Origin of the sequence: Streptomyces sp. NBC_00287 (assembly GCF_036173105.1) — a bacterium.
Classification (GTDB): domain Bacteria; phylum Actinomycetota; class Actinomycetes; order Streptomycetales; family Streptomycetaceae; genus Streptomyces.
The window spans coordinates 4,675,963-4,697,268 of the sequence record NZ_CP108053.1 but is presented as its reverse complement, the minus strand read 5'-3'; the positions used below and the strand labels follow the sequence as shown (position 1 = coordinate 4,697,268).

The 21,306-nt window shown below is 69.7% G+C and carries 20 protein-coding genes, 2 tRNA genes and 1 pseudogene; 17 read left to right on the top strand and 6 right to left on the bottom strand.

Features of this window, described 5'->3' with window-relative positions; genetic code table 11:
- Nucleotides 1-30 precede the first annotated feature (30 nt).
- On the top strand, nt 31-1,461 hold the full coding sequence (locus OHT76_RS21400) for a S1C family serine protease (RefSeq protein ID WP_328872453.1): 1,431 nt from the start codon (nt 31-33) through the stop codon (nt 1,459-1,461).
- A 61-nt stretch (nt 1,462-1,522) separates the two neighbouring features.
- A tRNA-Ser gene (locus OHT76_RS21395) sits at nt 1,523-1,609 on the top strand.
- A 147-nt stretch (nt 1,610-1,756) separates the two neighbouring features.
- Here the strand turns inward: OHT76_RS21395 and OHT76_RS21390 are convergent.
- Nucleotides 1,757-2,512, bottom strand: a complete 756-nt coding sequence (locus OHT76_RS21390; RefSeq protein WP_328872452.1) for a GntR family transcriptional regulator — start codon at nt 2,510-2,512, stop codon at nt 1,757-1,759.
- A gap of 79 nt (nt 2,513-2,591) precedes the next feature.
- Between OHT76_RS21390 and OHT76_RS21385 the strand changes: the two genes are divergently transcribed.
- From OHT76_RS21385 to OHT76_RS21375, 3 genes are all read left to right on the top strand, one after another.
- Nucleotides 2,592-2,870: a hypothetical protein gene (locus OHT76_RS21385; RefSeq protein ID WP_328872451.1), complete on the top strand. Its 279-nt coding sequence runs from the start codon at nt 2,592-2,594 to the stop codon at nt 2,868-2,870.
- Nucleotides 2,871-3,581: 711 nt separating this feature from the next.
- On the top strand, nt 3,582-4,325 hold the full coding sequence (locus tag OHT76_RS21380) for a GntR family transcriptional regulator (RefSeq protein ID WP_328872450.1): 744 nt from the start codon (nt 3,582-3,584) through the stop codon (nt 4,323-4,325).
- A complete protein-coding gene (locus tag OHT76_RS21375; RefSeq protein ID WP_328872449.1) occupies nt 4,322-4,612 on the top strand; it encodes a hypothetical protein in 291 nt (96 codons plus the stop codon). Before OHT76_RS21380 ends, OHT76_RS21375 begins: the two co-directional genes overlap by 4 nt.
- 330 nt (nt 4,613-4,942) lie before the next feature.
- On the opposite strand, the gene OHT76_RS21370 is transcribed toward OHT76_RS21375, so the two are convergent.
- Both OHT76_RS21370 and OHT76_RS21365 read right to left on the bottom strand, forming a co-directional pair.
- Nucleotides 4,943-5,386, bottom strand: a complete 444-nt coding sequence (locus tag OHT76_RS21370) for a hypothetical protein (protein ID WP_328872448.1) — start codon at nt 5,384-5,386, stop codon at nt 4,943-4,945.
- A gap of 47 nt (nt 5,387-5,433) precedes the next feature.
- A complete protein-coding gene (locus OHT76_RS21365) occupies nt 5,434-6,072 on the bottom strand; it encodes a hypothetical protein (RefSeq protein ID WP_328872447.1) in 639 nt (212 codons plus the stop codon).
- Nucleotides 6,073-6,765: 693 nt separating this feature from the next.
- On the opposite strand from OHT76_RS21365, the gene OHT76_RS21360 reads away from it, so the two are divergent.
- The 6 genes and pseudogenes from OHT76_RS21360 to OHT76_RS21335 form a co-directional block, all read left to right on the top strand.
- Nucleotides 6,766-7,086, top strand: coding sequence for a hypothetical protein (locus tag OHT76_RS21360; RefSeq protein ID WP_328872446.1), 321 nt, complete (start codon nt 6,766-6,768; stop codon nt 7,084-7,086).
- Nucleotides 7,087-7,252: 166 nt separating this feature from the next.
- Entirely contained in the window at nt 7,253-8,011 is a 759-nt protein-coding gene (locus OHT76_RS21355; RefSeq protein ID WP_328872445.1) for a DUF6928 family protein, read from the top strand.
- A gap of 316 nt (nt 8,012-8,327) precedes the next feature.
- Nucleotides 8,328-8,861, top strand: a complete 534-nt coding sequence (locus tag OHT76_RS21350; RefSeq protein WP_328872444.1) for a hypothetical protein — start codon at nt 8,328-8,330, stop codon at nt 8,859-8,861.
- Nucleotides 8,838-8,923: transfer RNA gene (locus OHT76_RS21345), tRNA-Tyr, on the top strand. Before OHT76_RS21350 ends, OHT76_RS21345 begins: the two co-directional genes overlap by 24 nt.
- 226 nt (nt 8,924-9,149) lie before the next feature.
- The gene (locus OHT76_RS21340) at nt 9,150-9,731 is read left to right on the top strand and encodes a DUF2637 domain-containing protein (protein WP_328872443.1); all 582 of its coding nucleotides are present in this window, start codon (nt 9,150-9,152) and stop codon (nt 9,729-9,731) included.
- Nucleotides 9,721-9,918 (top strand): annotated as a pseudogene (locus OHT76_RS21335) (replication initiator); the annotation flags it as partial. The gene OHT76_RS21340 and the pseudogene OHT76_RS21335, both read left to right, overlap by 11 nt.
- A 7-nt stretch (nt 9,919-9,925) precedes the next feature.
- Here OHT76_RS21335 and OHT76_RS21330 read toward each other — a convergent pair.
- On the bottom strand, nt 9,926-10,345 hold the full coding sequence (locus tag OHT76_RS21330) for a hypothetical protein (protein ID WP_328872442.1): 420 nt from the start codon (nt 10,343-10,345) through the stop codon (nt 9,926-9,928).
- Nucleotides 10,346-10,390: 45 nt separating this feature from the next.
- A complete protein-coding gene (locus tag OHT76_RS21325) occupies nt 10,391-11,254 on the bottom strand; it encodes a bifunctional DNA primase/polymerase (protein WP_328872441.1) in 864 nt (287 codons plus the stop codon).
- A 351-nt stretch (nt 11,255-11,605) separates the two neighbouring features.
- Here OHT76_RS21325 and OHT76_RS21320 point away from each other — a divergent pair, with 351 nt between their 5' ends.
- The 6 genes from OHT76_RS21320 to OHT76_RS21295 all read left to right on the top strand — a co-directional run bounded on the left by OHT76_RS21320 (nt 11,606) and on the right by OHT76_RS21295 (nt 17,034).
- Nucleotides 11,606-11,932, top strand: coding sequence for a hypothetical protein (locus OHT76_RS21320; protein WP_328872440.1), 327 nt, complete (start codon nt 11,606-11,608; stop codon nt 11,930-11,932).
- A 187-nt stretch (nt 11,933-12,119) separates the two neighbouring features.
- Entirely contained in the window at nt 12,120-13,019 is a 900-nt protein-coding gene (locus OHT76_RS21315; protein ID WP_328872439.1) for a bifunctional MaoC family dehydratase N-terminal/OB-fold nucleic acid binding domain-containing protein, read from the top strand.
- A complete protein-coding gene (locus OHT76_RS21310) occupies nt 13,016-13,405 on the top strand; it encodes a MaoC family dehydratase (RefSeq protein WP_328872438.1) in 390 nt (129 codons plus the stop codon). The genes OHT76_RS21315 and OHT76_RS21310 overlap by 4 nt, the downstream gene beginning before the upstream one ends.
- Nucleotides 13,402-14,541: a lipid-transfer protein gene (locus OHT76_RS21305; protein ID WP_328872437.1), complete on the top strand. Its 1,140-nt coding sequence runs from the start codon at nt 13,402-13,404 to the stop codon at nt 14,539-14,541. The genes OHT76_RS21310 and OHT76_RS21305 overlap by 4 nt, the downstream gene beginning before the upstream one ends.
- A gap of 146 nt (nt 14,542-14,687) precedes the next feature.
- Complete coding sequence (locus OHT76_RS21300; protein WP_328872436.1) at nt 14,688-15,245, top strand: SigE family RNA polymerase sigma factor; 558 nt, start codon at nt 14,688-14,690, stop codon at nt 15,243-15,245.
- A 130-nt stretch (nt 15,246-15,375) separates the two neighbouring features.
- Complete coding sequence (locus tag OHT76_RS21295) at nt 15,376-17,034, top strand: long-chain fatty acid--CoA ligase (protein WP_328872435.1); 1,659 nt, start codon at nt 15,376-15,378, stop codon at nt 17,032-17,034.
- A 55-nt stretch (nt 17,035-17,089) separates the two neighbouring features.
- Here the strand turns inward: OHT76_RS21295 and OHT76_RS21290 are convergent, their stop codons facing one another.
- The gene (locus OHT76_RS21290; protein ID WP_328872434.1) at nt 17,090-21,160 is read right to left on the bottom strand and encodes a hybrid sensor histidine kinase/response regulator; all 4,071 of its coding nucleotides are present in this window, start codon (nt 21,158-21,160) and stop codon (nt 17,090-17,092) included.
- Nucleotides 21,161-21,306: the final 146 nt, after the last annotated feature.

Genomic DNA, 21,306 nt, shown 5'->3' with positions numbered 1-21,306 from the left:
AAATACAGCCGTGGATCGAGGAGAAAAGCTGTGAGCACCGAGAACGAGGGCGCCGCGGTACCCCCGGCCCCGTCCGCACCCCCCGTGCCGGTGGACGCTCCCGCTGCTCCGGAGCCCGAGGGCCACCCGGCTCCCGCCACCGGCGCCCCGACGACACCACTGCCGCCGGTACCGCAGGCGGCGACGGGGCAGGAGCCCACGCACCACCAGGGCCCGACGCCTCCCGACGCGTCCTGGCCGCCCCCCGCACCCGCCACCCCCACCTACGCCTCCCCCTCGGACGGCGGCGCGGGCTCGGGCACCGTCTGGGGCGCCGCGTACCAGCAGCCGGCGCCCGCACCGAAGGCCGGCAAGGGACGCGGCGGTCTGCTCGCCGCGGTCCTGATCGCCGCGCTGGTCGCGGGCGGCCTCGGCGGCGGACTCGGCTACACCCTGGCCAAGGACGACGCGAGCTCCTCCACCACCGTCGCCGCCTCCGACACCGGCGGCGACCTCAAGCGCGACGCGGGCACCATCGCCGGCGTGGCGACCAAGGCGCTGCCCAGCACCGTCACCATCGAGGCGGAGAGCAGCAGCGGCGAGGGCGGCACCGGCACCGGGTTCGTCTTCGACACCGAGGGCCACATCGTCACCAACAACCACGTGGTGGCCGACGCGGTCGACGGCGGCAAGCTGACGGCGACGTTCCCGAACGGCAAGAAGTACGACGCGGAGGTCGTGGGCAACGCCCAGGGCTACGACGTGGCCGTCATCAAGCTCAAGAACGCCCCCTCGGGCCTGAAGCCGCTCACCCTCGGCAACTCCGACAAGGTGGCGGTGGGCGACTCGACCATCGCCATCGGCGCCCCCTTCGGTCTGTCGAACACGGTGACGACGGGCATCATCAGCGCGAAGAACCGCCCGGTGGCCTCCAGCGACGGCACCGGCAGCAACGCCTCGTACATGAGCGCCCTGCAGACTGACGCCTCGATCAACCCGGGCAACTCCGGCGGCCCGCTGCTCGACGCCCAGGGCAATGTGATCGGCATCAACTCGGCGATCCAGTCCGCCGGCAACGGCCTGGGCGGCACCAGCCAGTCCGGCTCCATCGGCCTGGGCTTCGCCATCCCGATCAACCAGGCGAAGGTCGTCGCCCAGCAGCTGATCAAGACCGGCAAGCCGGTGTACGCCAAGATCGGCGCCTCCGTCTCCCTGGAGGAAGGCACCGGCGGCGCGAAGATCACCGAGCAGGGCGCGAGCGGCTCGGACGCCGTGGAGTCCGGTGGCCCCGCGGCCGAGGCGGGCCTGAAGCCCGGCGACGTCATCACCAAGCTCGACGACCGCGTCATCGACTCCGGCCCCACCCTGATCGGCGAAATCTGGACCCACCAGCCCGGCGACAAGGTCAAGATCACCTACGAACGAGACGGCAAGACCCACACAGCCGAACTCACCCTGGGCTCCCGAGTCGGCGACAGCTGACGCCTCCGCCTCCGGGCCCACCCGTTACTCTTGTCCCCGCGCGGGGATCAACACCGCGCGGGGAGGCGTGCCCGAGCGGCCTAAGGGAACGGTCTTGAAAACCGTCGTGGCAGCGATGTCACCGTGAGTTCGAATCTCACCGCCTCCGCGCTGAGAGCAGTGAGAACGGCCCCTGACCTGGTATCTGGTCAGGGGCCGTTCGCATGCTCGACCCCCGTCTCTGCCCGCTGTTCTCCGCGGTTCCCCGCCCGATCGGGCACGGAAGGGGCACGGGCAGGCACGCGCGGACGACTCCTCATCGACTGATCGGAATCTCGTAGACGATCTCGCAGAGTGCGGCGGGCACCACGATGTCCGCGGTCTCCACGGGCCGCCCCTGGTCGCTGTAGTACGTCCGCCGGATGTGCGTGACGAGTGCGCCCTTCTGGATGCCCAGGAGCGAAGCCTCCCCGGCGGTAGCCTGCCGCGGCTCGGGCTGCTCCACCGCGTGGCTGACGGTGATGCCGATCTCCGCCATGCGGTTCACGACGCCTGCCCCGGCGTGCGGCCCTCCCTCGGGGAGGACGACGACCGTGCCTGCGGTGAGGTCGTACGGCTCCCAACTCGTAGACAGCTGCACCGGCTTGCCGTCAGCGAGGAACTCGTAGGCGGTGCGGACGCACAGCTCACCTTCGGCGATGCCGAGACGCGTGGCGACCTCCGCCGGTGCCGGGACCTTGGCCTCGGTCCGGCTCTCCCAGTCGCCTTGCCTGCCCACGGCCTTCATGTCCGCGCGGAACGGGGACCCGTTGGGCTGCTCGCGCGCCGACGACCGGACCACCCGTACCCGCTGCCGGGGCTCGGCGACGTAGGTGCCGGAACCGGCGCGGCCTTCCAGCACACCTTGGGAGATCAGCAACTCCTGCGCCCGGCGCACCACGTTGTCGCCCACGCCGCACTCCTGGCCGATCTGGGCGCGGGAGGGAAGCCGGTCCCCCGGCTCCCACTCGTGCTCCGCGATCCGCCGCCGTAGTTCGTCGGCGATACGGAGATAGGGCGGCTGCTCAGACATATGGAAAATCTAGTCCACTAGCTCTAATCTAGTTAACTAGCTTTACTCAAAGTGATCGCCGGTGACCGGAGGATGCCCTGTGCCTGCTTCAGAGGTGAGCGCGGAGGCCATCGCAGCCCGGTTATCGGCCGTCGGGCTCGCCACCCGCGTGGAGGAGCGCGACGACTGCACGGCCATCGAGGCGGAGGTGCCGGAACCACTCTCCGCCGAGTCATGGCGGGAGGTCCTGGAAGCGGTGGCCGAGGCGGACCGCTTCGGTCTCCTCGCCACCAGCTCGCACGACCGCACCCTCTGGGCGGTCGTGCGCAAAACGGTCCCCGCGACGGGCGATGTCGGGGGACCAGGCCATCAGCGATAGGAGCTGAACACCGTGTTCAAGCGTATCCGCCGCACCGCCGCGCGCCTCAGGGAGCGGTACCTCCACAAGGGCCGGCATCGCCGCCCCGCACGGCCTGTCCGGCCGTTGGCCGCGTCTCCTGAAGTCGCCTACGGTGCACCGCTGTTCCTGTGCCAGGGCGGCGAACACACGGGCGTTCTCGTGGGCGAGGAGACGGCGCTCGTGCGCCCGTACGTACTGGCCAGTGAGGCGCGTGCACAGCACCGCTCAACGGCTGGGCCCCTTCGCCTCGGTGGGTGACCACTGATGCCTCCCCGCCAACAGCGTCACCTCACACAGGCGGAAGCGGACTCGTACCGGTCGAGCTCCTGCCGCATCGGTACGCATTCCGCATGTGCGGAGTCGTCCCCGGTCACCGCACCGGTTGACGTACCGGTGATCTACGAGTCCTGCGACTGTGCGTGTCACAGGACCGCCGATCGAGAAGCTCCGACGGAGGTGACGCGGTGAGGGGAGGAACACCCAGCGGCGAGCTGCTCTCCCCCGTTGAGATCACCGCGGCCAGTGTGCAGCGCGGTGACGTCATCACGGTCGGAGGCCAGCACCGCCGAGTGGCCAACATCTTCCAACTGCCCAACGGGGCCAAACGACTTGTGTTCGACTCGGGAGAGTTGCTGACCCTCCACACGCGGACCCGGCTTATCGCCCTGCGGCTCCTGAGAGTGCGAGGCGGTGATCCGGCCCGTGCCCTCTCGTCGCGACGCTATCGCCGATGACCTCCGAGACCGGATCACCACCGGCCGGATCAAGCCCGGCGAGCGCCTTCCGTCCGAGTCCCACCTCGCCGCGCAATACGAGGTCAGCACACCGACACTGCGGAACGCTCTCGCTGTGCTCCAAGTTGAGGGCCTCGTCGAGAAGGTCCACGGCAAGGGGAACTTCGTTCGTCGTCCCTTCCGCAGAATCACGTACGTCGGAGGAGGTCGGACCCCTGACGCACAGATCGCGGCTCTTGCACCTCTGAGCGTCACCGTCCACACCACCAGGGTTCGTGCTCGTGGGCACCTGACGACCCTGCTGAGGCTGCCGACCGGCAGCCCTCTGACCGAGATCCTCTGTCTCGGCCACGAGGGCGAGAGGCCTCACAGCCTGGCTCGCGTCTACGTCCCTTGCGACCTCGCGCCGGCCACCGGGCTCCGCGAATCACTCCCGTACGAGGGGGTGATGACGCGACTGATGGAACTCCGCCCACCGTTGGCTGAAGTCCGGGAGGAGATCAACGTCCGCCTCCCGACACCGAAGGAGGCATCCACCCTTCGGATCAGCCTTGCCCTGGCAGTCCTCGCTGTCACGCGTCAGACAGTCGACACCGCTGGACGCGTGGTCGAGGCCGCGCTCCTGGTGCTGCCGGGGGACCGCGCGGACGCGGTGTTCACCACTCACTACGTGATCGACGAGAGGGCGGCGGAAGGATGACGATGTCGAGCGAACTGCGGCTCCTCCCGTGGACGGGACCCGACGGCAAGCCCTGCCTTCTCAGCACCGATGACAGCGACGGCCATATGTCCCGCTTGGCCGACAACGTCGAATCGGTCCAACTCGGCATGGCGGCCGAACTTTTGGACCAGGCGTTAGCCATGCTCGGCGACACCGATACGGACCCGAACGACCTGCGACTCCTGGCGAATGACCTGGCCGGAGCACTGAGGGACACGCTCCGCGTGGCAATCAGCCGCGGTCACCGCCTGGCACCGTTTGAGTAGCGCCATCCCGGAGAGCGGGGTATCTCAGAAGAAGATTCTTCTGAGATACCCCGCTTCTTGGTGTCATCGCTCGTCGCCGAGCGCCCGCGGATGTCCTTGTACGGCCCATTGCTTGCAGTAGGCCATGGGGACGGCACGTCGGGAGCGCTGTTCGCCTGATCGAGCCCTGGGCACCCAACTTCTGATCCGTAGCTTTACAGAGATCGGTCAACGAGGGTCATAGAGGCCATCGTTCGGCCCCAGAGAGCCGATGTGGGTCATGGGCGGTTGCTGTGGTTGCTGTACGGCACGGGCGCGTCAGCCGCGATGCCGGGACAGTCTCTCTCCGGATCAGATGGCGTCGATCTGCCAAGCGATCACGCCGGTTGATCCTTTGGCGCCGTCGACATTGATCCGAGCAAGCCCGTCCCCGGTGATCCGCTGCTGCACCACTGATTCATCGCAAGGCACTGATGCCTTTGTACCTGCCTTCGCGGGCACGAACTCCAGTTGCGCGCTGCCGCTGCCGACGCAGACCAGGTTGAGCCGGTAGGTCTTGCCCTTGCTCAGACCGGGCTCGGTGTGGATGCCATCGCTCACACGCTCCACGCCGGCTTCGACCAACGTCCCGCTGTGGACTGCGGCAATGGCCGCTTGGGCCCGCTCGGTGAGATCCTTTTCCGATGGCTCGGTCGCCGTTCGAGTCGTGCTTGGTGCAGGCGACGTTGACCGGGGGGCAGCGGCGTCCTCACCGCTGTCGGATGTCGTGCACGACGTGAGCAGGAACGCCGACATCACCACAGCGTATCCGGCGACCCGAGACGCTCTCGGGAGCGAATGGATCATGAGTTGGTTTCCCAATACTTCCAGCCGGTTTCCTTGGTGGGCGCCGTCATCGTGCCGCTGCCGATCAGGCGGGGAGCGCCGCAGCCATTGCCCACAGATTTGTATCTCTTCCAGCTCGCCTTGTAGCCCCAGGAACCGTACTGCAGGTGACCGTACTTGTTCCTGCTGATTTCGTGGGTATAGGTGTGACCTGTAGTGACAGCTACGGTGGCGGTGATCTTGGCGGAGATCGTTGTCTTGGCCTTCGCGAGGAGCACCCCGGCCGACCACTCGCCGCTACCCGAAATTTCCAGAGCAATAGTGCCGCTCTTGGTCACGGACACCGACATGGTTCCGCCCGGCCCGTCCTTGTACTTGGTGCCGTTCCACCACGAAGGCACGTGATACGCCTTCTTCGACGAGAACTCGTACCAGGTATCTGGACCGGTACACCGACGCGTCTCCCGCTCGTCAATCGGCTGGTCGGTCTCGTCCTCCCAGCCCTGTCTGTCGTTGATGTCTGTCGTCTCATCGGCAGACACAACCAAGTCGTCAGCCGGCACTTCCTCTGCGGCAGCAGTGCCCGCAGTCCCGAAGCAGAGAAGCAGTGCGGCAGTGGCAGCGCCGGTCGAAGCGTGCCGTGTACCGATGCCCATGTGACACCTTTCCGGTGGACCGCCCCCGTGGCGATCAAGCACTTGGACACTATGTGCAGGGCATGCACGCGACAACAAGATGATCAATTCTCTGAGGAGAACCTGAGAGTCCAAGTCGCTGATGGTCGGCACCCTCCAGCCGGTGCGGAACCCCGAGTCCATGGCCCCCGGGAGTCGTGTTGAGAGCGGGGACGAGACTCGAACTCGCGCTTTGGGCTTGGGAAGCTGCGAGCATTTTGCGGCCGGGTTGGGCGCTGACCTGGGCAAACGGCCGGACTTCGGAATCGTCGGCGGCGCCTGCTTCGCCGTGATTCCCTGCTGTTCCCCGCTCGATCTGGTGTGCTTGTGGTGCGGCCTGAGCCGATCATGACGACTTGCCGTGGCTGCTTGCGTGCGGTCACGTCCCCACCCAGCAAGCTCAGCGCCCGACGGTACAACGGAACTCAGGACCTGTCCCGAGTGCGATGGTGTGTGGGAGGCCAACGTCTGGTTCCACACTATGCGCGGCGAGAAATGAGCGACCTGACATGTGAGACGACGGATCGGCTCGGGTGGGAACCGCTCTGAAGGGTCGAACATCCGCTATGTGACGTGCCGAGTTGTCCCTCAACAGCCACTGAGCGCAACGGTTTTCGCATGGTTCGCTAGGCTCCCTGAGCGATCAGTTGCCCATACATGACGTCTGGGAGAGCCATGCCTCGTTACGTCCGAGTCAAGATCGTCACACCCGAGATGGAGGCGGCGGAACGGCGCGCGGGGATCATCCTCGGCCTCACTCTTGCTGCGGTCGTTGTTCAGTTGCTCGGTGCGCTCTTTCTGGCGCTCGGGATCGCCGGATCCAGGATCAGTCTGATCGTGATCGGCGGAGTGGCCATACCGCTGGGATCATGGGGCGTTCAGTTCGTCGACGGTAGGGCACGATGCCGTCCGCTCAGGACGGGGAGGCTCGTCCTCAGCGTGGGTATTGCCACCTTGATTGCCGTCCTAGTGGGAATGAACGTGCCCTCAGTTTGAGGGGCCTTGTTGTGCCCTCTCGTGGTAAGCAACACCCCATCCGCCTCGGGCGCCCTCGGACGGCCCAGAGACGGCCCAGCTGGGCAGGCGAAATGAGTCGCCTTCGTTGTCAGTGCGTGCCGCTATGGTGCGTCCGCCATCAAGGGCAACGCTTTGGGGAGGGGCTTTGGGAGCCAAGACGGGACTGCTGGTATACGCCGACGGCGACGTGCCGGAGGTGCTGCGACGAGTGGGGGCGGCGGACCAAGATCGGACGGCCACGATGATGCGGCGGCTCTACCCGGGCTGGGAGATCGAGGAGTGCGAGGGCTCTACGCTCTGGGACAGCGTGTATCCCCCGAAGGGGACGGCGTACGCGGCCAGCTGGCCTGGCGTGGACGTCATCGGTGATCAGAGGGTGATGATCGACGCCCCCTCCCAGCTCCCCGAACACCTCGTGGCGGCAAGCGCCGGCCGACGGCTCGTCCTGCACGCCATGCACAGCGTCGTCGACTGGCTGGCATTCGCCGTGTGGGAGGACGGGCGTCTCGTCCGTTCCCTGAGCCTGTCTCCGGACAGCGGCATCATCGAGAACATCGGCGAACCGCTCCCCTTTGAGCTGCCCTACTGGGCTGGAGACCGCCCAGCCGACGTCATCCCCTGGCCGGACGAGGACGAAGACCCGTACCCGCTGCCGTTCCACCCCTTGGAACTGGGCGAAGACGCACTGCGAGCGCTCTGCGGCTTCATCCAGGAGGGCCGCCCCGAGCCGGACGACGTCGACGCAGACAACATCCGACTGCACGGCTTCCAGGTGCGGGACCCGCACGGCCCTGATCCCGCTGAGCAGGAAGCGCAGCTGCGAAGGGCCGTGGAAGCCATGGGACCGCCACGCGTGTACACGTTCGGGCCCGACGGCTCGCTGATCGAGCGCGACGGCCTTTAGCGCACGACCTCTTCGTCCCGAAGCAACCTGGGCGAGATCCGGACCAGGAGCTAGTCCGCTGCTGACCTGCTGGGACGGTTCGTTGGCGTCCGCGCTTGTTCGCCGTTGTCCGCCGTCGTTGTCACGCAGTTAGACACTCACTGCGCCCCCTCGATGCGAACTACAGGCGGAGCGGTCGCTGAGGTTTGCGGGGCTGGTCAGGCTATCGCCTGGGGCCGGTGACGGTCGACTGCGATCGTGGTGGTTGCTGTACTTCGCTGCTGTACGGCACATGTGTGAGGCAGCATGCAATGTCTAACAGTGGAGGACTCTTGGCATGAATCAGACTGTGGCCGTCGCGGTTGTCACCGCCGCGGCAGCGTTCGGCGGATCGGGACTGACCGCGTTCCTCAGCTTGCGAAGCGCCCGCCTGCAGAATGAGCAACAACTCACACTCGCCCGCGAGGAACGTACCGAGCGCAGAGTTGAAGCGCTTCGCCAATCGCGTCGTGATGCTTATGTGGCGTTTCTGGACCGGGCGGATAGCGTCGTGGACACGATCACCAAAGCTCATGCCCCGCATCTCAGAGATGATGATTTCGAGCACCTGTTCGATGCAGCTTGGGGCGAGGCCAACAACCTCGTCCCACTGATCAACGTGGTGTCGGTCGAAGGTCCGGTGGAAGTCTCAGAGCGCGCGTGGGAACTGCGGGTTGCACTCTATGACGAGTTGAGGACTATCCGTGCGGTACGTCGGGGTGAGAAGTCAGACGTTGCGAAGGCCGAGGTTGTGGATCGGCGAAAGCGCGCCGTCACAGCCGCAACGGACATGGCGCGCGAGGCACTTGGCGGCAACATCAGCACCAAATGAGGGGAGACCAGACTGTAAATCTGCCGACTCAGCCTTCCCAGGTTCGAATCCTGGCGCCGCCACGCTGATGAGAATCGGCCCTTGACCAGCAAGTTTGGTCAGGGGCCGTTCTTGTTCCCGCTCCCGTCCCTCCCCGCTATTCCCCGCTGCTCCCGCCCGTTCTGGCACGGTCGTGGCACGCGCGTGATCTCGACCGCGCGGTCAACGGAGCGGCTTTGGACTGGAGTTGCAACGACCGAGTCAAGGCAACCCTACCCCCGCCATGCCTGATCACAGGAAGGAGCTGTCATGGCCCGCCCCGCCCTCCGTGTGGACGCCGTGCTCGTTCAGGCCGTCATTGCCGGGGCGCTGTCCTTCGCCCACCTGCACGACCTCGCCGCCGCTGGACAGGACGGCTGGAAGGCCTGGGCCTATCCGGTCTCGGTGGACCTGCTCCTGGTCGCCGCCTGGCGACGGCTGCGCATCGATGGCCCGTCCGGGCTGGCCTGGTGCTGGTTCCTCATCGCCCTGGTCGCCTCGCTCGGCGCCAACGTCGCCACCGCCGGACTGCTCGACCTGAACGACGTCCCGGACTGGCTGCGCATCCTCGTCGCAGCGTGGCCCGCCCTGGCGTTCATGGGCGGCACCCTCCTCGCTCACTCGTCGGCCCTCATGCCGGAGGTTGAGCCGGAACCGACCGCTACTGAGCCGGACCCGGTGCCCCAACCCGCCGCGGTCCCGGTGGCCGAGGAAAGCCCGGCCCTGCCCACTACCGCACCTTCCCCGGCCATGCCCGTCCCGGCCGCGCTGGTCGACCACGCCCGCAAGGTCGCAGCCGACCACCACGCCCGCACCGGCGCCCGGATCGACACCGACACCCACCGCCGATGAACCCGGCGGCCGCCTCCGCGTCGCCTGCGGAAACCGCCGCGCCTCGCGCTGCCCGGCCTGCGCCTGGACCTACGCGGGCGACACGTATCACCTCATCCGTGCGGGCCTGGCCGGTGACGACCGCCGCGACATCCCCGCCAGCGTCCGCGATCACCCGCGCGTCTTCGCCACGCTGACCGCGCCCTCGTCCGTTTCTAGAGCTCGTAGTCCCGCGCCAGTTCCTCCCACGCCAGATCGCGCAGCTCCGCCTCGTCGGCCGACGGTGCCGTCGGGGTCTGCTGGAACCAGGCCACGGCGACGTGGGAGCGGTACAGGACCGTGTCCTCGGACAGGGCCGTGGAGTGGAACAGGCCCACGCAGGACACCGGCGGCAACACCTCCACCGGGCCGAATGCGCCGCCGCTCGCGTCCGGGTACTCCAGCACGGGCGGGATCAGGTGGACGGGCGTCCCCGGGAAGGCGAGTTCGGCGTCGTACAGCATGCCCCTGATCTGCATCTCGTTCACCAGCTTGCACGGGTAGCCCTCCAGCATTCCGCTGTAGGTCGAGGACAGCTGCAGCTTCGTGAGGTCGATCGAGCGGCCGGAGGCGAGGGTGATGCGGGTCAGGGGCATGGTCGGCACCCTAGGGCGCCCAGCTACGGGCCCTGAACCGATTTTTCATGGCCTGTGCCCCGTCATCCGCGCCGCCGAAGCGATCGTTGCCCGCGCCTCCCGCTCGTTCAGCCCCGTGTCGAGCGCCGCCTCGACCAGGGGATCGACCAGCGCGGGCCCGATCCCGTCCTCGTAGGCCCGGCAAGCGGCCCAGAACAGCCGGGTGTTGCGCTGGCCCTCGTGCGCGGCGAGGACGAACTGGACCAGCCCCCGGCCGTGGTCGCCCGCCGACGCAGGCACCGGGCTGTGCGGCGCGCGGGGCGGGGGGAGCAGGAGGCGGAGGAGGGCGGGTGGGCAGGCCGCGGGGGCGAGGTGCGCGGTGCCCGGAGCGGTGCCGTAGACGCCGTGTTCCGTACGGGAGCCGGGGCCGACCAGGTAGCCGCCTGCGCCCCGGATGTCGATGCCGGGCGCCAGGCGGCCGGCCGAGTTGGGGACGACGACGTCCGGGGGGCCGCTGAGCCAGAGGTGGCGCCCGCCGCTCGGGGTCAGGACGACCACCGTGTCGGGGATGGTGAACAGGTGGCGCAGGGCCAGTTCGCGCAGGGCGGCGGAGGAGTCCGTACCCGACTTCGTGTCGAGGTCGATGCCGATCAGATGGTGGGGCGGGAGGCCGCAGGCGATGCCGTAGCCGGTCGCCCAGGGTGCGGCGGCGAACAGTTCACGGATGCGCCCGGGGTCCGTGGAGGCGTCGTAGACGCCATGGCCGAAGCGGCCGCATTCGCCGTGGCAGGAGTGGGGGTCGTCGCGGTGGGGGGAGCGCAGGGCCGGGAGTTTCGTCCGGGACAGGGGGATGACGGCCAGTCCGCGTTCGGCGGCTGACAGGGCGTGTGCGAGGGCCAGCGTCGTGGCCTGCCGGTCGGTGGTGGCCATGCATCCATGTTCGTACGTGTGTTCGAAAAAGGGAAGAGGGTCCCGGCACGACTCGCCGGGCGGGGCGGATTGGCCGGAAACGTGCCGGAACGCTTCACCTCTTGCGGCACTTGGGCGGAGTCGTCCCTACTGCCCTGAACTGGGGGCTCAAGTGACGCAAAGGGGTTTATCGACTTGTCGTCACGCTTGAGGGCGAATCACGGCTTCCGAGGTGGTTCGCCGGGGATTCGGTGGGCAACTCTGGATTCGCGACGTCGAGCAACAAGACCGGGGCGGTCGGCCAACTGCCTTGGCGGAACCCGTACTTCACGTACTTCGTGCTTCACGTACTTCACGTTCTGGAGGAACAACATGGCAAGCATCCGTACCGCCCGCGTCATCGCCGCCGTCTCCGCACTTCCGCTCGCCGCCGCCCTCTTCACCGGTGTCGCGTCGGCGGACAACGGCGCCATCGCGGACGACGGATCGAGCGCGGCCGTCACGAATGCCTGGCAGGGCATCATCGGCAGTGGTGTGGGCGGCAACAACAACGGCAACTCGTCAACCACCCAGCAGCAGGCGATCGGCGCCGGTGCCTCGAACCAGAGCAACACCGCCCAGGTCGACGGTTCCGCGTTCACGGCCATCAACCAGGGGAACGACAACGTGGCCGTCAACTTCACCCCGCTGTGGTGGTGAGCTGAGGACCGGCATCTGAAGGCGCCGGTCCCGGTCTCTCGAGTGGTGTGCTCTGTGGGGTGTAACGCGTCTGCGCGGCGGTGCTACGGCATCGCCGCGCAGGTGTTTTCCGGGGCCCTCGAGCACTCTTGACTATCCCTCATATCTGACGGAGAGTCAGAAACTCTAGGAGGGGAGGGAGTCAGTCGTGGACGCCGATGACGAAGACCTGACCCTGCGACGCCTCAAGGCCTTCGAAGGCCGCCCCGCCGCCGTCGAGGGCACCGGCAAGGACCCCGTCAACCTGCCCATGATCCGGCACTGGTGCGAGGCCCTGGGCGACTCGAACCCCGCGTACACCGGCCCGGACGCCATCGCCCCGCCCACCATGCTCCAGGCCTGGACGATGGGCGGCCTGTCCGGGCATACGGGGCGTTCGGCGGCGTACGACGAACTGCTCGGCCTGCTCGACGCGGCGGGCTGCACCTCGGTCGTCGCCACCGACTGCGAGCAGGAGTACGAACGCCCCCTGCGCCCCGGCGACGAGATCACCTTCGACACGGTGATCGAGTCGGTCTCGGCCCGCAAGACCACCAAGCTCGGCACCGGCCACTTCGTCACCACCCGCACCGACATCCGCGTGGGCCCCGACCGCGTCGGCACCCACCGCTTCCGCATCCTCAAGTACGCCCCCGCCCAACAATCGAAGAAGCCCCCGCGCCCCCGCCCGGTCGTCAACCGCGACAACGCGGGCTTCTGGGAGGGCGTCCGCCATCACCGGCTCCTCCTCCAGCGCTGCACGGCCTGCGCCACCCCGCGTCACCCCTGGCTCCCCGGCTGCAACGCCTGCGGCGACCTCGACTGGGACACCGTGGAGGCGAGCGGCGAGGGCACGGTGTACTCGTACGTCGTCATGCACCACCCGCCGTTCCCGGCCTTCGACCCTCCTTACGCGGTCGCCCTGATCGAGCTGCCGGAGGGCGTGCGGATGCTCGGGAACGTGGTCGGGGTGCCGTACGACAAGGTGCGGATCGGGCTGTCGGTTCGGGTCGAATTCCGGGCGTACGACGATGAGTTGACCCTTCCGGTGTGGCGGGTGGCCGAATGAGGACCGGTGATGAGCTGCCGCCCCTGACCATCCCTGTCACCCGCACCCTGATCGTCGCCGGAGCCATCGCCTCCCGCGACTACCAGGATGTGCACCACGACCCGGAACTCGCCCGGCAGAAGGGCTCCCCGGACATCTTCATGAACATCCTCACCACCAACGGCCTCGTCGGCCGCTACCTCACCGACCACTTCGGTCCCACGGCGGTGCTGCGCAAGCTCTCCATCCGGCTCGGAGCTCCCAACTACCCGGGGGACACGATGGTGTTGACCGGGCGGATCGAGCAGTTGGAGGGCGACACGGCGACCGTACGAGTCATCGGCACGAACGGCATCGGCGCCCATGTGACCGGCACGGCCACCGTCACTCTCGGAGGTGCCCGGTGAGGGCGGCGATCGTCGGGATCGGGGCGACCGAGTTCTCCAAGGACTCCGGGCGCAGTGAGCTGCGGCTGGCCGTGGAGGCGGTGCGGGCGGCGCTGGACGACGCGGGGCTGACCCCCGGCGACGTGGACGGGATGGTCACCTTCACCATGGACACCAGCCCGGAGATCACCGTGGCCCAGGCGGCCGGGATGGGCGAGCTGTCCTTCTTCTCCCGCGTCCACTACGGCGGCGGCGCCGCCTGCGCGACCGTCCAGCAGGCCGCGCTGGCGGTGGCGGCCGGGGCGGCCGAGGTCGTCGTCTGCTACCGCGCCTTCAACGAGCGCTCGGGCCGCCGCTTCGGCTCCGGGGTGCAGCAGCGGGAGCCGTCGGCGGAGGGCGCGGCGCTCGGCTGGGTGATGCCGTTCGGCCTGCTCACCCCGGCGTCCTGGGTGGCGATGGCGGCCCAGCGCTATCTGCACACCTACGGCCTGACCCCCGAGGCCGCCTTCGGCCCCGTCGCCGTCACGGCCCGCCGCCACGCGGCGACCAACCCGGCCGCCCACTTCCACGGCCGCCCCATCACCCTCGCCGACCACGCGGCCTCCCGCTGGATCGCCGAGCCGCTGCGGCTGCTGGACTGCTGCCAGGAGACGGACGGCGGCCAGGCCGTCGTCGTCACCTCGCTGGAGCGCGCCCGCGACCTCCCGCACCCGCCGGCCGTGGTGGCCGCGGCGGCCCAGGGCGCCTCCAGGGGCCAGGAGCAGATGACCGGCTTCCACACCGGCGATCTCACCGGCCTGTCCGAGTCGGCGGTCGTGGCCCGGCAGCTGTGGCGCACGACGGGACTCAGGCCCGCCGACATCGACGTAGGAATCCTCTACGACCACTTCACCCCGTTCGTGCTGATGCAGCTGGAGGAGTTCGGCTTCTGCGCGAGGGGCGAGGCGGCGCACTTCGTGGCGGAGGACCGGCTGCCGCTGAACACCCACGGCGGTCAGCTCGGCGAGGCGTACCTCCATGGGATGAACGGCATCGCGGAGGGCGTACGCCAGATCCGGGGGACCTCGGTGAACCAGGTTCCGGGGGCGGTCCGGGCCCTGGTGACGGCCGGGACCGGGGTGCCGACGTCGGGTCTTGTACTGACTGCGGATGTATGACCCCTGGGGGTCATCCCGTAGTAGACCCCGTCCTCTTGTCCACCCTCAGGAGGTGGAGTTGCCCCCACCCCTACAACCTGAGGGGGACTCTGCTTCGGGACCTCCGGCCGATGAGTGACAGTGGTGCCCGCTCCTAGCGTGGAGCCATGACCACACCCGTCTGCACCAGCGCTTCGAACGCCGCCACACCCAGGGCGCAGACCCTTCCGTACCCGTCGTTCTCCTCGTACGTGAGGGCCCGCCAGCCGGTGCTGCTGCGTACCGCCAGGTCGCTGACCTCGAACCCGTGCGACGCGGAGGATCTGCTGCAGACCGCGCTCACCAAGACCTACGTCGCCTGGGAGCGCATCGAGGACCATCGCGCGCTCGACGGCTATGTGCGCCGGGCGCTGGTGAACACACGCACGTCGCAGTGGCGCAAACGCAAGGTCGACGAGTTCGCGACCGACGATCTGCCCGAGCCCGAGCACTGCCCCAGCGGCGCCGACCCGGCGGAGCAGCAGGCGCTGCACGACGCGATGTGGCGGGCGATCATGAAGCTGCCGGCGCGGCAGCGGGCGATGGTCGTCCTGCGGTACTACGAGGACCTCAGCGAGGCCCAGACGGCCGAGGTGCTCGGCGTATCGATCGGCACGGTGAAGTCGGCGGTGTCCCGGGCGCTCGGCAAGCTGCGCGAGGACCCGGAGCTGGCCCCGGCGCGATAGCGGCATCCTCCGGTGAGTGCAACGTGACGTGATCGATCACCCTCCCCTAGTGACATACCGCGTGGTATGCGCGCAGAATCTGCGCATCCCTTACCACCGCGTAGGCAATGTCGCCCCCGGGAGGACCACCGTGCTGAGCACCATGCAGGACGTACCGCTGCTGATCTCGAGGATCCTGACCCATGGGTCGACGATCCACGGCACATCACAGGTGACCACCTGGACCGGCGAGGCCGAGCCGCATCGCCGCTCCTTCGCCGACATCGGCGCCCGTGCGGCCCAGCTGGCGCACGCGCTCCGGGACGACCTGGGCGTGGCGGCCGACGAGCGGGTCGCGACCCTGATGTGGAACAACGCGGAGCACGTCGAGGCGTACTTCGCGATCCCCTCCATGGGCGCGGTGCTGCACACCCTCAACCTCCGTCTCCCCCCGGAGCAGCTGGTCTGGATCGTCAACCACGCCGCCGACCGGGTCGTGATCGCCAACGGCTCCCTGCTGCCGCTGCTCGCCCCGCTGCTCCCGCACCTCAAGACGGTCGAGCACGTGGTGCTCTCGGGCCCCGGCGACCGGGCCCTGCTGGCGGACGCGGCCGTACAGGTCCACGAGTACGAGGACCTGATCGCCGGGAAGCCCACCTCGTACGACTGGCCCGAGCTGGACGAGCGTGCCGCGGCTTCCATGTGCTACACGTCCGGGACGACCGGTGATCCCAAGGGCGTGGTGTACAGCCACCGTTCGGTCTATCTGCACTCCATGCAGGTCAACATGGCCCAGTCGATGGGCCTGACCGACCAGGACATCTCCCTGGTCGTGGTCCCGCAGTTCCACGTCAACGCCTGGGGCCTGCCGCACGCCACCTTCATGACCGGCGTCAACATGCTGATGCCGGACCGCTTCCTCCAGCCGGCCCCGCTGGCGGAGATGATCGAGCGCGAGAAGCCGACGCACGCGGCGGCGGTCCCGACCATCTGGCAGGGCCTGCTCGGCGAGCTGACGGCGAGGCCGCGTGAGGTGTCGTCCCTCGGTCAGGTGACGATCGGCGGCTCGGCCTGTCCGCCCTCGCTCATGAAGGCCTTCGACGAGCTGGGCATGCGGGTCTGTCACGCCTGGGGCATGACGGAGACGTCCCCGCTCGGCACGATCGCCCGTCCGCCGGCCCACGCGGTGGGCACCGACGAGGAGTTCGGCTACCGCCTCACCCAGGGCCGCTTCCCCGCCTCGGTGGAGGCCCGGCTCACGGGCCCGGGCGGCGAGCGCCTGCCCTGGGACGGCGAGTCGGCGGGCGAGCTGGAGGTGCGCGGCCCGTGGATCGCGGGCGCGTACTACAACGGCCCGGACGCCGAACCCCTGCGCCCCGACGACAAGTTCAGCGAGGACGGCTGGCTGAAGACCGGTGACGTCGGCACGATCAGCGCGGACGGCTTCCTGACCCTGACGGACCGCGCGAAGGACGTCATCAAGTCCGGCGGCGAGTGGATCTCGTCTGTGGAGCTGGAGAACGCCCTGATGTCCCACCCGGAGGTCGCCGAGGCCGCCGTAGTGGCCGTCCCCGACGACAAGTGGGGCGAGCGCCCGCTGGCCACGGTGGTCCTGAAGGAGGGCGCGACGGCCGACTTCGCCACGCTCCGCACCTTCCTCGCCGACCAGGCCGGAATCGCCAAGTGGCAGCTCCCGGAGCGCTGGACGGTCATCGAGTCGGTGCCGAAGACGAGCGTCGGCAAGTTCGACAAGAAGGTGCTGCGCAGGCAGTACGCGGAGGGCACGCTGGATGTGACGCAGCTGAGCTGACGCGGACGCGAGAAGAGCCCCCGGCACCAGGCCGGGGGCTCTTCTCGTTGCGTTGCTAGTTGGTGCCGATCCGCGCCAGCAGATCCACGATCCGGCTCTGCACCTCGGGGCTCGTCGACCGCTCCGCCAGGAACAGCACCGTCTCCCCCGACGCGAGGCGCGGCAGATCGGCCTGGTCGACGGCGGCCGTGTAGACGACCAGCGGGGTCCGGTTGAGCTGGCCGTTCGCGCGCAGCCAGTCCACGATGCCGGACTGGCGCCGGTGCACCTGCATCAGGTCCATCACCACCAGGTTCGGCCGGAACTGCCCCGCCAGCGTCACCGCGTCCACATCACTCGCGGCCCGCGCCACCTGCATCCCGCGCCGCTCCAGCGTCGCGGTCAGCGCCAGCGCGATCTCCGCGTGCTCCTCGATCAGCAGCACCCGCGGCGGATGCTGCTCACTGTCCCGAGGCGCCAGCGCCTTCAGCAGAACAGCGGGATCGGCGCCGTACGCCGCCTCCCGCGAGGCCTGTCCGAGCCCCGCCGTCACCATCACCGGCACCTCGGCGGCCACCGCGGCCTGCCGCAGGGACTGCAGCGCGGTACGGGTGATCGGGCCGGTCAGCGGGTCCACGAACAGCGCGGCCGGGAACGCGGCGATCTGCGCGTCCACCTCCTCGCGCGAGTGCACGATGACCGGCCGATAGCCACGGTCGCTCAGCGCCTGCTGCGTGGTGACGTCCGGCGCCGGCCACACCAGCAGCCGACGCGGATTGTCCAGCGGCTCCGGCGGCAGCTCGTCGTCCATCGGCTGCGGCCGCGGCGTGTCCGCCACCTCGACCGCCCCGCCCGGACCGTCCAAGGGCTCGGGACCCTCGGCGGCGTTCTCGTCCGGCGCGCCTATGGCGTACGACCGTCCCGTGCCCTCGGTGGCCTGCGCCAGCCGGGACTGACCGGCGGGCGCAGGCTGCGGCTGCTCGGCCTGCGGATGGGGCCGCGCCGCCTGCTCCGGCTGCGCTGCGGTCTCCGGATCGGGGCGCGTCCCCAGCTTGCGCCGACGGCCACCGTTCGTCTGATGCGGGGGAGGCGTCGCCGACGGCTGCTGCACCTGCGCCGCCTGCCGCGTGAACGGCACACCCTGCCCCAACGTCCGCACACTGATCGCCCGCCCCTGCGTCGAGCTCGGATCGACAGGAGCGGCGGCCTCGGCGGGCAACGGCTGCGCGACCCGCGGCTTCCCGGCCTCCGGGGGAAGCGGGGTGCCTTGGGACGGGGTCCCCTGTACGGGCGCCGGCTGCGTCTTGGCCGGCTTCGGCGGTACGGCCGTCCCGGCGCCGGAGGCGTCGTCCGCGGCGGGCCACGCCTGGGGGGCGGGGGTGACCCGAGCCGGGTTCGGGGCTACGGCCGTACCGGCGCCGGAGGTGTCCTGCGCGCCGGGCCACGGCTGGGCAGGAGTGCCCTGGGCCGGGGTGGCGGCCTCGGCGGGGAGCGGGGTCGCTGCCGGGGCCTGTGCTTCGGACTGCTGGGCCGGGATCGGCTGGGCGGGGATCGGCTGAGCCTCAGCGGGCGTGCCCGCCTCCTGGACGGCCTGTCCCTGTCCGGGCTGACCCGGCTGCCCCACGGCCCGCCGCCGACGCCCGGTCGGCGCGCTCGTCGGATGCGGCTGCGGCGGCGTGTGGTCCGCGGCCTGGTCGTGCGGTACGGCGTCGTGCCGGCCGTCGTCCGATGTGGGTGCCGGAGCCTGCGCCGGAACCGGAACCGGAGTGGGCGCGGGCATCGCCACCGGAGTCTGCTGCTCCGCCCGGTCCGCCTCGGCCGGCGGCAGGGCGAACACCGTACGAGGTCCCGCCTCTTGCGCGGCCGCACGCTCGTTCGCGGCCGCCAGCGCCCGCCGCCGACGCCCGGTCGGCTGACCGTCCTCACCGGAGCCGGAGCCGGAGCCCGAATCGGCGTCGGAGGCGGAGTCAGGGCCGCCCTGGGCCGGAACCGGCCCGGAGGAGACCGCGGGCAACGCCGGAGGCAGCGCGTGCTGTTCGCCGGAGTCCCGTCGGGCCCGCCGTCCGCCCGGCGCGGGCACGCCCTGCGGCGGCACCGTGCCGCCCAGGCCCGTTCCCACGGCCGCGGTTCCGGCGGCGTGCTCCGCGGCCATGACCACGGCTCCCTCGGCCACACCCTCGTCGCCGCCGTCCGCACCGGCGATCTCGGCCGGACGCCCGCGCCGCCGCCCCGTCCCGCCGGACACCTCGGCCGGTGCCTGCGCCTGGGCCGGAACGGGCGCCGTCTCCGCCGCCCGCCGCCTGCGCCGCCCGGTGGGCGCGGATTCGCTCTCGGCGCCGCCCGGCTGACCGGCCACCTCGCTCTCCAGGAAGGCGTCCACGGAGGACCGCCGGGCCCGCCGCCGCCCGCCACCGGAGGTCTGCTCGCCGGCCTCGGCCTCGGCCGGAGGGGCGACAAGGGCGATCTCGGAGCCCGGAACCGCCCCGGCCCCGCCCCCGATCGGCACCTCCAGCACAAAGGCGCTGCCGCTCATCCCCGGCACCTCGTGGGTCTGCAGTACACCGCCGTGCGCCCGCACGATCCCGCGCACGATCGGCTCGTGCACCGGGTCGCCCCCGGCATACGGCCCGCGCACCTCGATGCGGACGACCTCACCGCGCTGGGCCGCCGCCACGACGACCGTGTTGTCCATGTAGCCGCCCGCCGACACGGGCGCGTTGCCGGTCGCGTCGACGCCCGCGACATCGGCGACCAGATGCGCCAGCGCGGTCGCGAGCATCCGGGAGTCGACCTCCGCCTCGATGGGCGGCGCGTGCACGGCGAACTGCACCCGCCCCGGCCCGATCAGTTCGACGGCCCCGTCGACACCGGCGGCGACGACCGCGTCGAGCATCACCTTCGTACGGGTGACCCCCTCGCTGCCGGTGTCGAGGCGCTGGTAGCCGAGGACGTTGTCGATGAGGGTGGTGATCCGGGAGTAGCCGGCCGAGAGATGGTGCAGCACCTGGTTGGCCTCGGGCCACAGTTGCCCCGCGTCGTCCGCGGCGAGCGCGGCCAGCTCACGGCGCAGCTCGTCGAGGGGTCCGCGCAGCGAGGTCCCGAGTAGCGTGAGGAGCTGCTCGTGCCGTCCGGCGAGCGCCTCGTAGCGGTCCTTCTCCCGCTCGCCGAGCGCCGCGTACCGCTCCTCATTGGCGCCGAGCTGCTCCTCGTGCCGCTCCTGGAGCTCCTCGACCTCGGTCACATGCTTCTGGCGCAGCGCGGTGAGCTCGGAGGCGTGCTCCTCGGAGAGCCGCTCCAGCTCCTCCTCGTGCCGCTTCTCGGCGGCGTCCTTCTCCTCGGCGAGGGCGTCGTAGGGCCGCCGGTCGGTGAAGGTCATCACGGCGCCGACGAGCTGGTCGCCGTCGCGCACGGGCGCCGTGGTCAGGTCGACCGGCACCTGGTCGCCGTTCTTGGCGAACAGCACCTGCCCGCGCACCCGGTGCTTGCGCCCGGAGCGCAGGGTGTCGGCGAGCGGGGACTCCTCGTACGGGAAGGGCGTCCCGTCGGGACGGGAGTGCAGGACGAGGTCGTGCAGCTCGCGCCCGCCGAGATCACTGGCCCGGTAGCCCAGTATCTGAGCGGCGGCCGGGTTGACGAGAACGATCCGCCCGTCGGTGTCGGTCCCCACCACGCCCTCGGCGGCGGCCCGCAGGATCATCTCGGTCTGCCGCTGCTGACGGGCCAGCTCGGCCTCGGTGTCGATGGTCCCGGACAGATCACGGACGACGAGCATCAGCAGCTCGTCGCTGGCGTAGCCGTAATTGTCGTAGGCCTGCTGGCCGTTCTCCAGATTCGCGGAGGTGACCTCGACGGGGAACTCACTGCCGTCGGTCCGCCGGGCCATCATCCGGGTCGGCTTGGTCCGTCCCCGCGGATCCATGTGGTCGGGGCGCCGCATGGAGCCGGGGATCAGCTTGGAGTCGAACTGCGGCAGCAGATCGAGCAGCCCGCGCCCGACCAGCGCGGTCCCCGGCGCCTCGAAGGCCTCCAGGGCGATGGTGTTGGCGTTGACGACGGTCCCATTGGCGTTGACCAGCACCAACGCATCGGGCAGCGCGTCGAGTATGGCTGCGAGGCGAGCAGCGCCTCGGGATGGCCTGCTGCTCACGAGACGCTTCCCTCCTGTTACCGCACCTTGCCGACCGCTCGGGCCATCTTGCCAAGGGGCCCGCGACGTGTCACGCGAGGGAGTCTAAGGGCTGGGGTTGTGACGGCGACGCCGGATGAGAGGGAGGTCGCACGACGAAGTGACCC

Bases quoted from the DNA above. Each gene is read 5' to 3' on its own strand.
- OHT76_RS21320 (WP_328872440.1), top strand. From the start codon at position 11,606: ATGGCAAGCATCCGTACCGCCCGCGTCATCGCCGCCGTCTCCGCACTT.
- OHT76_RS21340 (WP_328872443.1), top strand. From the start codon at position 9,150: ATGGCCCGCCCCGCCCTCCGTGTGGACGCCGTGCTCGTTCAGGCCGTC.
- OHT76_RS21325 (WP_328872441.1), bottom strand. From the start codon at position 11,254: ATGGCCACCACCGACCGGCAGGCCACGACGCTGGCCCTCGCACACGCC.
- OHT76_RS21390 (WP_328872452.1), bottom strand. From the start codon at position 2,512: ATGTCTGAGCAGCCGCCCTATCTCCGTATCGCCGACGAACTACGGCGG.
- OHT76_RS21370 (WP_328872448.1), bottom strand. From the start codon at position 5,386: ATGTCGGCGTTCCTGCTCACGTCGTGCACGACATCCGACAGCGGTGAG.
- OHT76_RS21300 (WP_328872436.1), top strand. From the start codon at position 14,688: ATGACCACACCCGTCTGCACCAGCGCTTCGAACGCCGCCACACCCAGG.
- OHT76_RS21310 (WP_328872438.1), top strand. From the start codon at position 13,016: ATGAGGACCGGTGATGAGCTGCCGCCCCTGACCATCCCTGTCACCCGC.
- OHT76_RS21365 (WP_328872447.1), bottom strand. From the start codon at position 6,072: ATGGGCATCGGTACACGGCACGCTTCGACCGGCGCTGCCACTGCCGCA.
- OHT76_RS21360 (WP_328872446.1), top strand. From the start codon at position 6,766: ATGCCTCGTTACGTCCGAGTCAAGATCGTCACACCCGAGATGGAGGCG.
- OHT76_RS21375 (WP_328872449.1), top strand. From the start codon at position 4,322: ATGACGATGTCGAGCGAACTGCGGCTCCTCCCGTGGACGGGACCCGAC.
- OHT76_RS21330 (WP_328872442.1), bottom strand. From the start codon at position 10,345: ATGCCCCTGACCCGCATCACCCTCGCCTCCGGCCGCTCGATCGACCTC.
- OHT76_RS21350 (WP_328872444.1), top strand. From the start codon at position 8,328: ATGAATCAGACTGTGGCCGTCGCGGTTGTCACCGCCGCGGCAGCGTTC.